Origin of the sequence: Sabulicella rubraurantiaca, from assembly GCF_017355885.1 — a bacterium.
Classification (GTDB): Bacteria; Pseudomonadota; Alphaproteobacteria; order Acetobacterales; family Acetobacteraceae; genus Roseococcus; species Roseococcus rubraurantiacus.
The window spans coordinates 282,976-299,238 of the sequence record NZ_JAFEUU010000002.1 but is presented as its reverse complement, the minus strand read 5'-3'; the positions used below and the strand labels follow the sequence as shown (position 1 = coordinate 299,238).

General features: G+C 66.7%; 15 protein-coding genes and 1 tRNA gene. 8 read left to right on the top strand and 8 right to left on the bottom strand.

Translation table 11 applies throughout. The annotated features are described in order from the left end of the window. Nucleotides 1-107: 107 nt before the first annotated feature. Nucleotides 108-497, bottom strand: a complete 390-nt coding sequence (locus JTJ31_RS05395) for a MerR family transcriptional regulator (protein ID WP_207537587.1) — start codon at nucleotides 495-497, stop codon at nucleotides 108-110. A 583-nt stretch (nucleotides 498-1,080) separates the two neighbouring features. On the opposite strand from JTJ31_RS05395, the gene JTJ31_RS05390 reads away from it, so the two are divergent. The 4 genes from JTJ31_RS05390 (at nucleotide 1,081) to JTJ31_RS05375 (ending at nucleotide 5,880) form a co-directional block, all read left to right on the top strand. After that, the gene (locus JTJ31_RS05390) at nucleotides 1,081-1,515 is read left to right on the top strand and encodes a GFA family protein (protein WP_207537586.1); all 435 of its coding nucleotides are present in this window, start codon (nucleotides 1,081-1,083) and stop codon (nucleotides 1,513-1,515) included. 1,001 nt (nucleotides 1,516-2,516) lie between these two features. Beyond that, nucleotides 2,517-3,266, top strand: coding sequence for a recombinase family protein (locus tag JTJ31_RS05385; RefSeq protein ID WP_328805676.1), 750 nt, complete (start codon nucleotides 2,517-2,519; stop codon nucleotides 3,264-3,266). 140 nt (nucleotides 3,267-3,406) lie between these two features. Further along, entirely contained in the window at nucleotides 3,407-4,726 is a 1,320-nt protein-coding gene (locus JTJ31_RS05380) for a serine/threonine-protein kinase (protein WP_207537585.1), read from the top strand. An 845-nt stretch (nucleotides 4,727-5,571) separates the two neighbouring features. After that, nucleotides 5,572-5,880: a hypothetical protein gene (locus JTJ31_RS05375; protein WP_207537584.1), complete on the top strand. Its 309-nt coding sequence runs from the start codon at nucleotides 5,572-5,574 to the stop codon at nucleotides 5,878-5,880. Between the two features lie 200 nt (nucleotides 5,881-6,080). Here the strand turns inward: JTJ31_RS05375 and JTJ31_RS05370 are convergent, their stop codons facing one another. The 4 genes from JTJ31_RS05370 to JTJ31_RS05360 all read right to left on the bottom strand — a co-directional run bounded on the left by JTJ31_RS05370 (nucleotide 6,081) and on the right by JTJ31_RS05360 (nucleotide 8,786). Continuing rightward, a complete protein-coding gene (locus JTJ31_RS05370) occupies nucleotides 6,081-6,275 on the bottom strand; it encodes a hypothetical protein (RefSeq protein ID WP_207537583.1) in 195 nt (64 codons plus the stop codon). A gap of 402 nt (nucleotides 6,276-6,677) precedes the next feature. Next, complete coding sequence (locus JTJ31_RS24940; RefSeq protein ID WP_268956996.1) at nucleotides 6,678-6,803, bottom strand: hypothetical protein; 126 nt, start codon at nucleotides 6,801-6,803, stop codon at nucleotides 6,678-6,680. 263 nt (nucleotides 6,804-7,066) lie between these two features. Further along, nucleotides 7,067-8,608, bottom strand: a complete 1,542-nt coding sequence (locus JTJ31_RS05365) for a tyrosine-type recombinase/integrase (RefSeq protein ID WP_207537582.1) — start codon at nucleotides 8,606-8,608, stop codon at nucleotides 7,067-7,069. A gap of 101 nt (nucleotides 8,609-8,709) precedes the next feature. Then, nucleotides 8,710-8,786 (bottom strand) — tRNA-Arg (locus JTJ31_RS05360). Between the two features lie 177 nt (nucleotides 8,787-8,963). On the opposite strand from JTJ31_RS05360, the gene JTJ31_RS05355 reads away from it, so the two are divergent. Both JTJ31_RS05355 and JTJ31_RS05350 read left to right on the top strand, forming a co-directional pair. Then, the gene (locus JTJ31_RS05355) at nucleotides 8,964-9,764 is read left to right on the top strand and encodes an LOG family protein (RefSeq protein WP_207537581.1); all 801 of its coding nucleotides are present in this window, start codon (nucleotides 8,964-8,966) and stop codon (nucleotides 9,762-9,764) included. A gap of 65 nt (nucleotides 9,765-9,829) precedes the next feature. Continuing rightward, nucleotides 9,830-10,222, top strand: coding sequence for a peptidase inhibitor family I36 protein (locus JTJ31_RS05350; RefSeq protein ID WP_207537580.1), 393 nt, complete (start codon nucleotides 9,830-9,832; stop codon nucleotides 10,220-10,222). Between the two features lie 22 nt (nucleotides 10,223-10,244). Here JTJ31_RS05350 and JTJ31_RS05345 read toward each other — a convergent pair whose 3' ends face one another. Beyond that, nucleotides 10,245-10,754: a ferritin-like domain-containing protein gene (locus JTJ31_RS05345; RefSeq protein ID WP_207537579.1), complete on the bottom strand. Its 510-nt coding sequence runs from the start codon at nucleotides 10,752-10,754 to the stop codon at nucleotides 10,245-10,247. 87 nt (nucleotides 10,755-10,841) lie between these two features. On the opposite strand from JTJ31_RS05345, the gene JTJ31_RS05340 reads away from it, so the two are divergent. Next, nucleotides 10,842-13,646, top strand: a complete 2,805-nt coding sequence (locus JTJ31_RS05340) for an ATP-dependent DNA helicase (protein ID WP_207537578.1) — start codon at nucleotides 10,842-10,844, stop codon at nucleotides 13,644-13,646. Beyond that, nucleotides 13,643-14,065 carry a tellurite resistance TerB family protein gene (locus tag JTJ31_RS05335; protein ID WP_207537577.1) on the top strand — a complete coding sequence of 141 codons (423 nt, stop codon included), beginning with the start codon at nucleotides 13,643-13,645 and terminating at the stop codon, nucleotides 14,063-14,065. The genes JTJ31_RS05340 and JTJ31_RS05335 overlap by 4 nt, the downstream gene beginning before the upstream one ends. Nucleotides 14,066-14,188: 123 nt before the next feature. Here JTJ31_RS05335 and JTJ31_RS05330 read toward each other — a convergent pair whose 3' ends face one another. Both JTJ31_RS05330 and JTJ31_RS05325 read right to left on the bottom strand, forming a co-directional pair. Continuing rightward, nucleotides 14,189-15,328, bottom strand: a complete 1,140-nt coding sequence (locus JTJ31_RS05330) for an amidohydrolase (RefSeq protein ID WP_236019898.1) — start codon at nucleotides 15,326-15,328, stop codon at nucleotides 14,189-14,191. Further along, nucleotides 15,325-16,263, bottom strand: a complete 939-nt coding sequence (locus JTJ31_RS05325; protein WP_207537575.1) for a threonine dehydratase — start codon at nucleotides 16,261-16,263, stop codon at nucleotides 15,325-15,327. The genes JTJ31_RS05330 and JTJ31_RS05325 overlap by 4 nt, the downstream gene beginning before the upstream one ends.

Here is a 16,263-nt window from a genome sequence, read left to right as displayed (position 1 = left end):
GCGCCCTAGTTCACCGGATATGACCTTCCCCTAGACCGAGTGCTCCACCAAAGCCTCGTGCTTCGCTCGAAGGCGTGGCTCGACACTGGTCCCATCGGCAACAGGCCTTAGATGGCAGCAGAGAGTTCCGCTTCTTCGAAATGAGGTGCGTCCGGCCGCTCTTCCGCTGTCGTTTCGAAGAGGTTGCGAAGCGCTGTCGCCATGGCTTGCAGCGAGACCGCCTTGCCCTCAAGCCGCTTGATCTCCGCCGCTGCTCGCCTCCGCACTTCCTCTGGGGTCGCGTCGCAGCCCCAAAGACTGAGCAGTGCTCTCACCTCTGCGAGCGGCATGGCGAGTTCGCGTGCATGCCTGATGAAGCGCAGCTTCGCCACGGTGTGCTCCGTGTAGACCCGGTACTTGTTGACGTGCCGGCCAGACTGCACCAAGCCGATCGACTCATAATGCCGGATCATCTTGGCGTTTACCCCACTGCGTCGGGCCGCTTCGCCGATATTCATTGAGCCAGGGTCCCCTTCGCCACTTTACTTCGCCTCTCAGCAACATCTGTGCCGGAGCGATTTCTTGTGGCGCGTCAAAGACTTGCGACGCGGAGACGGCCAACGTTGCTATGCGACGTAAAGAAATCCGTCACCCCCTGACACAAGAGGTGGCGATCGTGCCTTGGATGGGTGACCCGGCTGCTTGTCGGCCGTCGCTGATCCTCTCAGGCGCAATTGCTGGCCACGCAAGGGCAGGGCAGCATCGAATCCGCTGCAACTCCAAAGAACCTGCCGGTTCACCAATGCTTTTAGTCTTTGAAGATGGTGTCCCCGGCGGGAGGGGACGATAGAGGTAAGGTTTGGGATAAAAGTAAACAATATCAATTGGTTATCTGTAACGCTGGCCTTGTACCGCTGCGTTACTACCGCTAAGTCCTGCGCCCCTTCTCATAAGCCGCCACTGCGCGGTGCGCGATGAATAGCAAAACGATGAGCAGCCAGACCACGGCTTAAGTTGGGTCTGGGTGGGGACCGGGTCTTGAGCCGTTGATTTTTCAGGTCACCACGGATGAGATGCGGCCTGCGCAAGAGGAGCCGACCCGTGAAACTGCCAATGACAGGCGGCTGCGTGTGCGGGGCCGTTCGCTACGAGATCACGCACGCGCCGACCCGCGTGTACGCCTGCCACTGCACTGACTGCCAGCGCGTGACGACCAGTGCGTTTTCGATCGGCGTCTCGGTTCCGGGCGAGGCGTTCCGGGTGACTGGGAAGGAACTACGGCCGGTGCCGGGCGGCGTCACCGAGAGCGGGCGCGCCAAAACGCGGTGGGTGTGCCCAGACTGCGGGGTCTGGCTTTGCGGCGGCGTGAAGCCCGGAACGGAACCGCCGGGCTCCATCCGCCACGTCCGCGGCGGCACGCTGGACGACACGTCGTGGTTGCGGCCGACACTGCATCTGTTCACGCGGAGCAAGCAGTCCTGGGTGATCCTGCCGGAGGACGCCACGGTCTACGAAGCTGCGGCACCTCGCGCGTGATGCAAGGATAACCACCGCTTCGCTGACGGAAAGCCCAGGGCCGCAAGGCGGAGGCGCCGACAAGGGGCGAGAGCAGCCATGGTCTGGTGGGTATTAAGCGTCCGGTTTCATCCGCTAGAAGGCTGTCACACCGCCACCATCTCCAGGGCCGCTTATTCGTCTGCGCGTTCGTGGCCGGCCACCAGCGGCCTTAGATAAGCGGCGAGGCGGGCGAGTGGTGCCCCGCGGCTGAATCCCCCGGTACTTCAAAACGTACCCCCCTGTTTGCCCTAGTGTTCTGAAAGGGGGCGGGGGGTCTGAACAACAAGAACAACCTTTAACCCTTTTTTTGAAGTCGATTGGCTTTGACGGGTGGGGGTCTGTTGGCTGGCTTCGTGACGTCCTGCGGCGGGCTGGGAGAGGTGTGCAGCAAGGTCAGTAGGGCGCAACCAGCGTCTCCTCCTTTATTGAAGACATAATTGGGGTCCGGCTTGCCGAAGTAGGCATTCACCCCAAAAAAGCTGTACCCAGGTCCGTAGCAGCCTCAGAGGCCTATCAGAGAGAACAGCCCCTCAATTAATGCCTCGATATCTTCGTCTGGGACCATGTCCACTCCAGGGACAACATCGATCCCGAGTAGGTGCTTTGCGAGATAAGCTAGGGCTAGGAAGCTGAGCAGTGCTGAGCCAGCTAGGAAACGCAATAGAATGACCCAAACGAGGGAGGCTAAGGCCCGCAAAGCAGATCTGAGCGCGAAAACAGGGCGGCTGTTAAGGTTGACCAAACGTGCCACTGGGCTGCGGGTTCCTCTGCCTTCGTAAAGCCGTCTTTTCGAGCTGAGGGCGGTCCTACAACTCAGGATTGAGAATTACAACTTCCAGAAGTAGTCATGCTGAAGCGGAGTGTGGGGTCCGTCTGCCTGCCTCCAGACCTTGTCAGGTAGTGTCAATGTTCGTTGACTGCTATTGACATGGTATGTTGCGGGGACTCAGGGTGTCATAATTGGAACCCAGGAGTCGCTGATGGCCGCCTCAATGCCCCGCCTATTCGTCGCCTATGCCCGCGTCAGCACCGCGAAGCAGGGACGAAGCGGTCTCGGCCTGGAGGCCCAGCAGGAGGCCATCCGCAACCATCTGAGCAGCCACGGCGGGCACCTCCTCCTCCCGGTCTTTGTGGAGGTCGAGAGCGGTCGCACGACGTCACGCCCCCAGTTGGACAAGGCGTTGGCAAAGTGTCGGGCTACGGGTGCCACCCTGCTTATCGCCAAGCTGGACCGCCTGTCGCGCGATGCTCACTTCCTGCTAGGTCTTCAGAAAGCCGAAGTGGACTTCGTTGCGGCGGACATGCCTCACGCGAACCGCCTCACAGTGGGCGTCATGGCGCTGGTCGCGGAGGAGGAAGCACGGGCCGTCTCCGCGCGCACTAAGGCCGCTCTGGCAGCCGCTAAGACACGCGGGAAGAAGCTTGGAGGGCTTAGGGAGGGCCAACGTCCACCCTCTGCCAAAGAACGCCTCCAGGGCGCCCAGCGCAGCCTAGAGGTCCGGCAACGGGCTGCCTCCAACCATGCCCATCTGCTTGCCCCGCGTTTGCTGGCTCTGCGAGAGCAGGGTGCCAGCCTCCATGAGATCGCCCGGACCCTAGAAGCCGAAGGAATGCCCACGCCCAGGGATGGCTCCTGGACCGCAACAGCAGTGCGCCGAGTGCTTGCTCGCATTTCCGATGGGCAAAACCCTCAGAACGGACAGGCAGCTTGCGGGAAGTATCCTACTTGAGAGCGATTCTCATTTAGAGAGAAGCTACGAACGACGGCAGAAGGGTCGCAACCCAGGACGATTTCCAAGACGGTAATGACGAAACCGCCCAGCCCGCCGGTTCACCCCGCGCGGGCTTCTTGCCGTTTGGAGGCCACCGGATGTTTGAACCTGAAGCCGTGCTTAGTAACCACCACGAAGCCATCGCCAGCCCTGCCATAGAGCCGCCCCGGGAGGCATGGTTCTCTCCGCACCGGACCTTGGGAGGCGACAGCGGAGAAGCCTTCAGGACGGCCTTAGAGGCGCTTCTAGACTCCCTGGAGCGCAGCCATGGGGGCAGGGTGCGGGCGCGCCGGAAGACCGCTGTAGAGTCCTGGAAGCGCGTCCTGGGAGCACTTGGCGCGGGCCTAGCGACGACCGTTGTGGGTGGCTACTTGGAGGGCTTGGCGCTGTCTCTCGCGAACCCCCAGCGGGCCGCCAAAGTCTCACGTTACGAGCCGTCACCCCTTCCACCCGAGATGCTGCGTACCGCGGCCGATCTGTTGGTTGCTGGGGAGTACATCGTGAGGACTCCCGGCCGTCCAGGGCGTCTCTCGACGCTGGCACCAACTCCCCTGTTTGCCGCGTTGGTGGAGGCTCATGGCGTCACGTTGGAGGACGTGGAGACGGTCGAGGGGGACGAAGTGATTCACCTTCGGGGCTACAATCCGAACAAGGGGGAACGCGGACCGTCCATCGAGTATGTGGACACCCCAGCCACCTACGCCATGCGGCGCCAAATGGTGACGCTCAATGCTTGGCTACGGGATGCGCCCTTGGACGTGGCACCAGGTGGGCCTTGGGTGGACACGGGGCGCCGCTCCATGATCCGCGTGTTCAACCGGGCGCCTCCCGGTGTGCCCTCCTCCCCGGACTTTACGCTGGGGGGCAGGCTGGCAGGGGGCTTCTGGATTAACATGAAGCGGGATGACCGGCTGTCCCGCCTGCGGATCGAAGGGGCGCCTGTAGCGTTCGTGGACTGGTCAAGCGCCTGGCCGCGCATTGCCTTCGCTATGGCTGGTCAGGAGCCGCCGGAGGGCGATCTCTACGCCGGGCTTCCAGGCACCAGAGAGGGGGCGAAGATGGTCGTGAACGCGCTGCTCTCCTCCTACAAGGCCCTTAGCCGGTTCCCGCAGGACACTCGGGTTCACTTCGCCTCTCGCGACCGATGGCCGGACATTCAGCGCCGCATCTTCGATGCACTCCCACCGGTAGCCCGGGTGGCTGGTACAGGGTTCAACCTAAAGGCCCAGCGTGTGGAGTCAGACGCATTGCTGCTGGCCCTAGGTGACTTTCAGCGGCTTGGGGTTGTCGCTCTGCCCCAGCACGACGCGGTGGCGGTGGGTATGCACCATGTCGAGACAGCGAAGGAGGTCATGGTGTCCGCCTTCCGACGCGTCGTGGGTGTCGAGGGGGCGGTGAAGGTGGAGACCCACTGTTAGCCCAACAGGAGGACCACGGTTTGACTTACCGTGGTTCACTCCTCTGCACATGCCCTCGGGTAAGCTGAAGGTGACTCCCAGAGGACGTAGGGGTGTGGACTCTCAGTAGTCCATCCCTCTGCACCGGCTTAAGGGGAGGCTTAGAGCGACTACGAGTGGGCTCTATGGGTAATCGCCCAGTTGTCCCATAGGTAGGGAGATAGTGAGCCACCCGGTAAGCTGGTGGTACGGCACCAAGCCCAGCAGCAGGCCGTGACCCGCGGTCGGCTCATGGGTGCCCAATGCGCTTGCTTCGAGGGAGCGGCTAGTCCCTCAGACGAGGTGCGGGGCAAAGGCTCAGTCGGATTGAGGCCCCCCCCCGCCTCGAACGGGGGGTAGCCACACTACCTGCCCTTTTGGGCTCCTCCTCGTGCCGACACCTAGCGCCAGGCGAACACCGTAAAGCCTCCACGTCAGACCTAGGGGTTGGCGTACGGGGCGGGTACGTGCGGCAAACTGGATGACCCGTTCTGGGCTTTAAGCCGCAAAGGGTGGAGGTGAGAATGGCAGACCGCGACGACAGGGATGCCTTGCTGACCGCCCTCCAGGCTCGGTTGCGTCTCACCGGGGAACGCCTGGCCGAATCGCGTCGGCTTCTGGAGGCCAGTACAAAGGCCGTTTTCGCGTCGCGGCGGCTGAACGACGCATCCAATCGGATCTGGACGGAGGCCACTATGGCGAACGACCACCGCGACGAACTAGGGAGCGCGGAAGCTGACCGGAAGGCAGCTGAAGCAAGGCGCGAGAGCGCGGAACACCGTCGAGAGGCGGCAGCCAATCGGCATTGGACGGCTGAAGCTGAGCGCATGGTCTCAGAGGAGCAGCGCGTCATCTCGGAGGAAGGACGCCGGTCTGGCGAGGAACTCCGTGGCATAGCGGAGGCGGCACGCTCGGCCGCCGAAGACGTGCGGATTGCCCGAGAGGAGGCGAGCCGCCTAACCGAGGAGATCAGGCAGCTTGCGGAAGCCAGCCGCATCGAGGCTGAGCGCCTGCGAGCCGATGCAGACGAATTGCGGGAGGGCCTTCGGCAGCAGAAGGAGGTGCTGGACGAGATGCGCAGGACCATGCAGTTCAGCCACTTGCCTGAAAGCGGCGGCACACAGAATCTTCAGTGAGCGGCCTGAAGCAGACATAACCAGCAGCCCAGGGAAAGCCTGGGCGTGCCCCCAGGAGTCCGCAGGAAGCCCGTACAGGCCCCTGTGATGTCTCGCCGCGCCCATCCTACTGCCCGGCTTCCTGAATGACTCCTTGCGAGTCCTAGGGGCTTCCAGGGGTGGTGTGATTGGCGCCAGTCAGAAGCACAATCTTCCGTTCGTCACCTCGTTCTGGGGAGGTAGGTCCACACGGCCCAGAGCACCGCCAAAGCGATGGGCACCACGACGGCGACAGAGGCGTTGGCTTCTTCGTTCGTCGCCCCGTTCGTCAGAGCAAGGACCATCCAACCTGCGTAGAGGCCGGCGGCCAGCAGCAGCCTCCAAGTCAGCGACCAGAGAAACGACAGGACAAGCATGGCGTGGCTCCCGGTTGAAAGGTGAGTCTGCTGCCCGCCCCGCAATTAGGGAAGGCTGGCCAATTCGCGCTAGGGCGCCTGGAGGCTCTCCCATCAAACCTACACACCGATGCAGCAAGCCCAGCGCCACGCTGTCCGGCTGGTTGACCCTCTGGCCGATGAGTTGCAGGCTCTGAAAACAATCACGCCGCGCAGAAGTTCTGCATTCAAGTGTGAACGCTGAGGTTCCTAGTGGAGAAGTCGACTTATACGCTTAGGTATCACGGAGTTCAGCCTATGGATGGTAGTCAGTCCTCACAGTGGCGCGACTTTGACTTGGAGGCTGGCAGGGTTGAACTGTCTGAAAGCCGTATTCTTATATTGGAAGGTTTGCCGGTTATTGGAGCCTTCATCGCAAGTCGCCTAGTTGGGCAGGGCTTTGAGGTAGTCGGTCCCTGCCTGCATGTTAAAGACGCCCTCACAGAGATTGCGCAGCGCAACCCCGCAGCGGCACTCGTGGATGCCGATATTGCTGACGAGCAGGGCCATAGGGAGTTGCTTGCGGAACTCAGGCGCCGGAACGTGCCAACGGTACTCGCAACCGGCGAGCGCCTTGACGCCACGCGGTTGCGCTTTCCTGACTGGCCGCTGATCCCCAAGCCACTCGCGGGGCGGGATGTTCAGAAACTCTTGCTTCGCCTCCTGACGGCACAAGCAAGCCAAGGCTCCCGGCCTTAAGTTCATAACGGGCTAGTGGTGGCGGCGCCGCGGACCCTGGGTCTGAACCCGAGTCAAAGCATCTGGCGGAAGGTTCAGCCTGGTGCTTCAACCACTAGCGCCCCCCCATACCGTTCCCGCAGTGCCTCTCGCAGCGCAGCCGGGATGCCCTGCTGTTCGATGGCCGCTACGGCGCGCTCCAGGTGCCGTTGCAACACGCCCGGTGCGTAGGTCCGCAGCGCCAAGGTCCGCTCGCGGTGTCCCATGAGCGCCCCCAGCAAACTCTCGGTCACCTCTCCCCCGCCTTCGTTCATGGCATCTCGCCCGAACTGCGCGAACGTCCGGCGGAAGCTGTGAAAGTCAGTCGCGTGGAGCGGAACGTCCAGCCCAGCGTCCTGCATGATGCGACGCCGGATGGCCGGGAAGCGGGCAGACATGAGTTTTCCCTTCTCGGCGGATGGAACTTCGGGCCACAGCGAGCTTGAGGGCGGGGCGTCATTCGGCAGCTTCGCCATACGCGCCCGCAGGACCATCCGTGCGGTCTCTCCTAGGGGCACCTCTCGCGCTGCGTTGGCGGACTTCCCGCGGCGTATGGTGAAGGCGTCCCTCCCGGCTGACACGTCGCGAACCTCCAGCCCTGCCACCTCGCTCATGCGGCACCCGGTTAGGACCGCTAGTGCGGCAGCATCCCGGAGTGCGGTGCCGTACCCCTTGCCGCTTGGTGCCCATGCCTCCAGGGGAGCCGCAAAGAAGGCCAGCAGTTCCTCCAGGCTGTAGGGACGCTTCGTGGCGTCATCGTCCTCTGTGTCGGCATGGCGGCTGGGCAGGGGAGGAGACACCTCACGCCAGGGGTCCAGCGTCGTCTCCTCACGGGTCCGTGCGCGGGTCCATACGCCCCGGAAGGTGGACAACTCACGGCGGATCGCTGCGGCACTCACGGTCTTCCCAGCGCGCTTGCTGGAGGGCTGGGAGCCACGCCAATCCACAAACTCGGCGGCAACGCGAGGCGTCACCAGGGCGAAGGGCGTAGCTCGTAGGCTGGGCATGTGGTGGCGCTCTTTGAGGAAGGCCGCAAGCAGCGCCAAGGCCGCACGGTGTCCCGTCAGTGCCTTCGGGCGTGTCCGACGCTTCTCCAGGTCCGCCAACCAGTCATCAGCCACGACGCCAACGCTGGCGGACTTTCCAGTGGCAGCCGCAAAGAATGCATTAGCCGCCTCTGCGCCGACCTGATGGGCCAGCTTCGTGGCATCCTCTCGAATGTCATCTAGCACCCGGTCGCGTGGCGTCTCGCCTTCCTCATACCCCGCCATCAACTCGTTTTCCGTCAGGAAGCCCCTGGCACTCTCCAGAGTGATACGGCGGGACTCGGCACGGTCAGCCCAATCCGCCTTCCAGTCGGTCAGTGGGGCTAAGCCTGCGTGTTCCAGCCGGCGATTGAGGTTAGAGACGATGGCGGCGACCGCGGTGTCTCGACGGCTTTCCGCCACGCGATGATCGGAAGTGCTCAGCGTGCGGACGATCTCTCTCCGCTCACCTCCAGCCGCCTTCTCGATCCGCCCTACGTCGCGCCATCGGTCCTTCGGCACGGCATATCGAACGTACCAAGTGAGGCCGCGACGGAGCAGGCGATGAGGCATCGGCTAGCGGGTCCAGATGTAACGCTAGGGGTGTAACGCAAGGCTACACCTATTCGCAAACCTGCCCTGTAATCGACTGAAATTGCTCAGTTTTTAGGAGATGGTGTCCCCGGCGGGATTCGAACCCACGGCCCCCAGATTAGGAATCTGGTGCTCTATCCTGCTGAGCTACGGAGACGCCCGCTCAGGCCCATACCACACCGCCCGGTCGGGGCGAAAGCGGCCAGGAAAACCCTCCCCGCCAGAACTGATCTCAGTGACCAAGTAGCCGGTCCCATCCGAAGGCCCACCCACGCCCTCCCTGCGCGTTCGATCGGTGCGGCGGTGACACCGCGCCACCGCCAAGGGAGTGTCCATGTCACGAAAGCCCCGTCCCGCCCGCCCTTCACGGCCCGGCCCCAGCTACCGCCTCGCGATGTTCGACCGCGACTTCCTGCTGGGAGACTCCATGCGCGGGATGCGCCTGCAGATGGAGTACAAGAAGACGGAGGAGGCCCTGCTGGCCTGGGGCGTGCGCTCCACCATCGTGGTGTTCGGCGGCGCTCGCGTGCGGGAGGGCGGAACCGGCGGCCATGCGGCCTGGTACGAGGAGGCCCGGCGCTTCGGACGGATCGCGTCGGAACGCGGCGGCGCGCTGCGCAACAGCGATGGGGTGCGCGACAACGTGATCGCGACGGGTGGCGGCCCCGGCATCATGGAAGCGGCAAGCCGCGGCGCGCGTGAGGCCGGTGCGCCTTCGGTCGGCTTCAACATCCGCCTGCCGCACGAGCAGGCGCCCAACCGCTACACCACGCCGGACCTCACCTTCCAGTTCCACTACTTCGCCATCCGCAAGTTCCACCTGGCGATGCGGGCGAACGCGCTTGTGGTGTTCCCCGGCGGCTTCGGAACGCTGGACGAGTTGTTCGAGCTGCTGACCCTCCGCCAGACCGGTCGCATGCGGCCCACGCCCATCGTTCTGGTGGATGCGGAATACTGGCGCCGGATCATCAACTGGGAGGCGCTGGTCGAGGCGGGCGTGATCTCGCCGGAGGATATCGACCTGGTGAGCTTCGTCGCGAACGCGGCGGAAGCCTGGGCCGTGCTGGAGGAGGCAGGGGTGGCGCGGGAGGAGGTGGCGGCAGCGCCCTCGCTCCCTTCGCCGGATTCCGCTTGACAGGATGCTAGGGCACGAAATGAGGATGCATGGGCCGGGTGCCGCCTTCTCTAGGGAGAAGCCCCATGCTTCGTGCATCCGCCATAATCGCCCTGCTTCTCGTTGCCGCGCCTGCCTTCGCGCAAGGCCTCCGGACCGGAGAATACCGTCAGGCTTATTGCGAGCTGTATGAGCACCGGGACATGCAGGGGAGAAGGCTCCGGATCGCCAACGGCGACCGGGTCAGCTTCAACAATCCGGGCCGGGTCAGCAGCAATGCGTGGAGCTACCGACCCAGCCGCAACGACTCGATCTCCTCGGCCTATGTCCCTCCACGCTGCACATTGCGCATCTGGGAACATGCCGAAGGCCAGGGCCGCTCGGCGGAGTGGCACGGTAGGGACACCGGCTGGAACGTCTCCTATTTCGGCGGCCAATGGAACGACCGGATCTCCTCCGTCGCCTGCATCTGCCGCTGACGCCGCGCCCAAAGGCGGGGGATCAGATCCCCGCCTTCATCCCTGCCGCCTCGCGCTGCGCGTATTCGAGCGTGATCTTCTCGATGCGCTCGCCGATCCACTGCGCAGTCTTCTCTTCCTCGGCGAGGCTCTGCTGCAGCACCGGGATGGCCTGGTTGTCGCCCGCCGCCTGGGCCAGCGCGATCAGCGAGCGATAGGCCGCGATCTCGAAATGCTCGAAGGCGAAGTTGGCGAAGGTGTTCTTGATCACCTCGTCCTGCATCGGCGCATGGGCCAGGGCGGCCACGTTGCCAGTCAGCCCGGTGACGAAGTCCTTCAGCATGGAATGGCTGGTGCCGTGCCGCTCCAGCAGCTGCTCCAGCCGCTTCGCCTGCTCCTCGCTCTCGGCCAGATGCTCGCGGATCTTCGCCGCCATCTCGGGATAGGATTCAATCCGCTCCAGCTGGCGGGACAGGAGCTGGACCGCCTGGGTTTCCAAGGCATGGGCATTCTTCAGCCCGGTGACATAGGTTTCCTGGATGCTCGAAGCCATGGCGCGGCCTTTCAATGAAAACGAATACGGTCCGCGAGCAACGCCTGGCTTGGCCGCCCGGTTGGCGCGGCGCATAACCCCGGCTCCATGGCATCTCCCGCCCCCCGCCTCCTTCTGCCCGAGGCGCCTTCCCTTGTTGCCGCCTTTGGCCGTGCCACCCTCCTCTCCACGGAAGGGGAGGTCCGCGTGCTGGGGGCGGCTTCGGTCGCCCATGCCCTGGCGGAACAGGCCGCGCCGCTGCTGGTCCACGCGCCGGCCACGGCGCGCCGCCTCGACCTCCCGCCTTTCGAGGAGGCGCTGGACCTGCTGGAGCTCTTCGCCTTCGTCTGCCCGGCCGAGCCCGCGCCACCGACCCCACGCGGCCTCGCACTGGCGCTGGACCTGCCCGTGCCGGCGGATGACGAGGCAGCCGCCATCCTGCTGCCCGAACTCGCCGGGGCGCTGCTGCGCCGCCTGTCGCGCCTCGCAGGGACGGAGGCCGGGCGAGGCGCTGCCGCCATCGCCGCGCATCTGCGCGACGCCATCGCCTGGCCTTGGGCGGAAAGCGTGCTGGCCGCCCTCGGCCAGACCGGAATGAAGGCGACACGCGACGCGCTGAAAGTCTGGCGCCGCCTGCCGGAATGGGAGGAGACCGGCCCACCGCCGCCCCCTGCTTCGCACGCCGTCTCCCCGGCCGATGCCCGCCGCCGCCTCGCGGAGATGCTGGGCAGCGTCGCCGAGCAGCGTCCGCAACAGGCCGACTTCGCCTCCGCCGCCGCGGCGGCCTTCGCCCCGCGCGAGGCAGAAGGCGCGCCGCAGCTTGTCCTGGCCGAGGCGGGGACGGGCACGGGCAAGACGCTGGGCTACATCGCCCCGGCCTCGCTCTGGGCTGAGCGCAACGGTGCGCCGGTCTGGCTGTCCACCTTCACCCGCAATCTCCAGCGCCAGATCGACGGCGAGCTCGCGCGGCTCTTCCCCGACCCGGAGGAGCGGCGCAGCCGCGTTGCCATCCGCAAGGGGCGCGAGAACTATCTCTGCCTGCTGAACTTCGATGAATCCCTCGGCCAGGCCGGGATGCGCGGCATGGCGCTGCCGCTCGCCCTCGTAGCGCGCTGGGCCTCGGCCACGCGCGACGGCGACATCCAGGGCGGGGACTTCCCGGGTTGGCTGCTGGAACTCTTTCCGCCCGGCACGCTGGCGGGCTTCGCCGACCGGCGCGGCGAGTGCATCCGCTCCGCCTGCCCGCACTACAAGAAATGCTTCGTCGAGCACTCGATCCGCCGTGCCCGCCACGCCCGCCTCGTCGTGGCGAACCACGCGCTGGTGATGGTGCAGGCCGCCACCGGTGGCGGCGAGGATGGGCGCCCCACGCGCTTCGTCTTCGACGAGGGGCACCACATCTTCGACGCCGCGGACAACGCCTTTTCCGCTGCACTGTCGGGGGTGGAGGCGCTGGAGCTTCGCCGCTGGCTGCTGGGCGCGGAGGGTGGGCGTTCGCGCGCCAAGGGGCTGCGCGCCCGCATCGAGGAATTGGCCGGCGACATCCCTGATCTCCTGCCGCCGCTGGAAGCCGCACTGCACGCCGCCCGCACCGCCCTGCCGACCTCCGGCTGGTTCAGCCGCATCGGCGACGAGGCGCCACTCGCCCCCAACCCGGCGGAGGTCTTCCTTCATGCCGTGCGCGCCCAGGTGCTGGCGCGGGTGCCGCAGGATGACGGGGTCTATTCCCTCGAATGCGACCTCCATCCGGTCGGCGAGGCGCTGGCCGAGGCCGGCGACGCCCTGCGCCGGGCGCTGGAAGGGCTGGAAACCCCGCTCACCACGCTGCGCGACCGGCTGCGCGCCCGGCTGGAGGAGGAGGATTCCGGCACGATGGATGCAGGGGAGCGGATCCGGCTGGAAACCGCGATGGGTGGGATCGAGCGCCGCGCCCTCAGTCCGCTCGCCGCGTGGCGCGGCATGCTGGGCACGCTCGCCGCCCCCGCGCCGGAGTCGGGCACGCGCCCGGTGATGGTGGACTGGCTGCAGCTCGACCGCCGCGACGGGCGCGACTGGGATGCCGGGCTGCACCGGCACTGGCTGGACCCGACCATCCCCTTCGCCCAGGTGGTGGCCGCGCCGGCGCACGGGCTGCTGGTCACCAGCGCCACCCTCACCGACGCTGCCCGCCGCAATGACCCCGAGGCGGCCTGGCGCGAGGCGGAGGCGCGCACCGGCGCCGTCCACCTGCCGGCGCCCGCCATCCGCGCCGCTGTGCCCAGCCCCTTCGACTACGCGCGCAACACCCGCGCCTTCGTCGTCACCGACGTGGACACGCGCATGGCCGGGCAAGTGAGCGGCGCGATGCGCGACCTGTTCCTGGCGGCGGGGGGCGGGGCCCTCGGCCTCTTCACCGCCATACGCCGACTGCGCGAGGTGGCGCGCCGCATCGCCCCGCCGCTGGAGGCCGCCGGCCTGCCGCTCTACGCCCAGCACGTGGATGCGATGGACAATGCGACGCTGGTGGACGTCTTCCGCGCCGAGGAGGATTCCTGCCTTCTCGGCACGGATGCCATGCGCGACGGGGTGGACGTGCCCGGCCGCTCCCTGCGCCTCCTGGTCTTCGACCGCGTGCCCTGGCCGCGCCGCACCATCCTGAACCGCGAGCGGCGCTTGCACCTCTCCGGCGGCCACCCGCAGAACCACGACGATGCCGAGGCGCGGCACCGGCTGCGCCAAGCCTTTGGGCGCCTCGTGCGCCGCGCCGATGACCGGGGCGTCTTCGTCCTGCTGGACCGCGCCGCCCCGTCACGCGTCCTCGCCGCCCTGCCGGAAGGCGTGGTGCCGCGCCGCGTCCCCCTGGCCGAGGCGATCCGTGAAACTCGCGCTCTGTTGGAGGGTTACGGCACCGAACGAGGAGAGAATCCGGGATGAACGCCATTCCCGACCAATTAACCCCCCACCAGGCCCTGCTCTGTTCCATGCTGTTCATGGCGGCGTCCGGCGCGCATATCGACGAGGCCGAGCTGCGGCGCATGACCGGGCTGGTGCGCGACCTGCCGGCCTTTGCGGGGGTGGACGCGCAGGAGGTGGACGAGGCGACGGAGGCCTGCCTGCCGCTCCTGGCCGCAGGGGACGGGCTGGACCGCGCGCTGGACCTGATCCGCGATGCGCTGCCGATGCGCCTGCGCGAAACCGCCTACCTCCTCGCCTGCGACGTGGCGGCGGCGGATGGCGAGGCGACGGAGAGCGAGCTGGTTTTCCTGCAGCAGCTTCGCATCGGGCTGGAACTGGACCGCCTCATCGCCGGCGCCATCGAGCGCGCGGCGCGGGCGCGCTACCAGATCATTTGATCCCCACGAAAACGCTTCGCATTTTCGCGAGGGCTCCGGTCTTCGTCGCTTCGTCCTGAGCGCTCCGCCCCGTTGCGCGGGCAAAGCCCGCGCGCCAACCGGAGGGCAGCGGTCGGTGAGGCGTCAGGAGCGGGTGAGGGGAATCTCCCGTCCGTGGCTGATGACGCGGATGGGGCGGTCGCGGCTCACCACCGCCTCGGCCGGCGTGTCGGCGTCCAGCAGCACGATGTCGGCGCGGGCGCCGGGCGCCAAGCCGTAATCCGCGAAGCCGCAGCCTTGCGCGCCGAGGGTGGAGACGGCCTCCAGCGCCCATTCCACCTCGTCGTCGCGGCGGAAATCGTTCTTCAGCGCCACCGCTTCGGCCCGCTCGCGCATGTCCGGCGCATTGGCGGGGTTCCAGCCGTCGCGGATGTTGTCGTTGCCGGCGAAGAGCACCACCCCGGCCTCGCGCGCGCGCCGCACCGAGGGCGTCGCCCGGTAGGCAGGCGCCGAGGTGCAGAGCGCAACCCCCGTTTCCGCCAGCAGCGCGTAGAGCGCGGCGGCGCGGTCGGGTGCGACCTCGCCCATCGCGAAGGCGTGGCTCACCGTGACGCGCCCCTTCATGGACAAGGCCCGCGTCCGCTCCGCCACCAGTTCCAGCGCGAAGGCGCCCAGCTCGCCCGGCTCGTGCAGGTGGATATCCACGGGCTTGCCGTGCCGCTCGGCGAGGTGGAACACCGCGTCCAGATGCCCCACCGGGTCGCGGTCGATGACGGAGGGGTCGAGACCGCCCACCGCGTCGCACCCCATCCGCAGCGCCTCGTCCATCCATTCCTCGCAGCCCGGGGTGCGGAGAATGGCGGCCTGCGGAAAGGCGACGAGCTGGATCTCTACCCGCCCGCGCATCTCCTCGCGCAGCGCCAGCAGCGCCTCGACGTGGCGCAGCCGGGAATCGTCGTCGATATCCACGTGGGAGCGCAGCCGCGTCGTGCCGTTCCGCAGATGCTCCTCCGCCAGGGCGCGGCCTTCCCGGCGTGGGTCGAGCGACCGGCGCGCCACGCGGTCATTGGCGATGCGGTCCTCGCGCCGCGGCCCCACCTCGTTGCGCCACCAGGGCCGGCCCCAGAATGTCTTGTCGAGGTGGCAATGCCCTTCCACCAGCCCGGGCAGCGCCAGCAGAGACGGGCCCTTCGCGGCGGATGGCGTAATGGCGGCGATGCGGTCGCCCTCCAGCGCGATGTCGCAAGGCGCGCCGCCCCAGGGCCGCACGTGGCGGATGATCATGGGAGCACCCAATCCCGGAACAGGTCGAGGTCGATATTGCCGCCGCACAGGATCACCGCGGCGCGGCGGCCCTTCATCGCATCGCGTTCCTGCATCAGCGCGGCCAGCGGCGCGGCGCCCGCCCCCTCGGCGAGGTTGTGCGTGTCCTGCCAATAGGCGCGGATGGCGTCGCGCACCTCGTCATCCGTGACGGTGACGATGCGCGAGGCGCCACGCCGGATGATCTCCAGCGCCGCCGGGTCCGGCACGCGCGTCGCCATGCCGTCCGCCTTCGTGTCCGCCCGCTCCGTCTCCACCACGCGCCCCTCGCGGAAGGAGCGCGCATAGGCATCCGCCCCCGTGCTCTGCACGCCGATGATCTCGGTCGAAAGCCCCAAGAGGTCGCGCGCCATGATGCAGCCGCAGATGCCTGAGCCGAGGCCGATGGGCACGTAGAGCGCATCCGGCACCGGAATGCCGCGCAGCAGCTCCAGCGCATAGGTGGCGACGCCACGCACCAGCGGTTCCGCGAAGGAGGGGGCGAAATCCAGCTCGTCCTGTTCCGCCAGGCGCTGCGCCTCCACCCGCGCCTCGTCGAAATCGGTGCCGTGCTCGATCAGCGTCGCGCCCAGTGCGCGCATCGCGGCGTTCTTTTCGCGGCTGTTGCCGTGCGGCACGACGATGGTGACCGGGACGCCGTAGCGCGCCCCGGCATAGGCGAGGGACTGGCCGTGATTGCCACGCGTGGCGGTGATGACCCCGCGCGAGTGCAGCCCGTCCATGTAGACCAGCCCACCACGCACCTTGAAGGCGCCGGTGGGGGTGTGGTTCTCGTGCTTGACCCACACCTCGCACCCTGTGCGCGCTTCCAGCAGCGGCCAGTTGTATTGCGGCGTGGCGGGGAAGAAGCGGCGCACCAGCTTCTCCGCCTCCTCCAGGGCATGCAGGTTGAACAT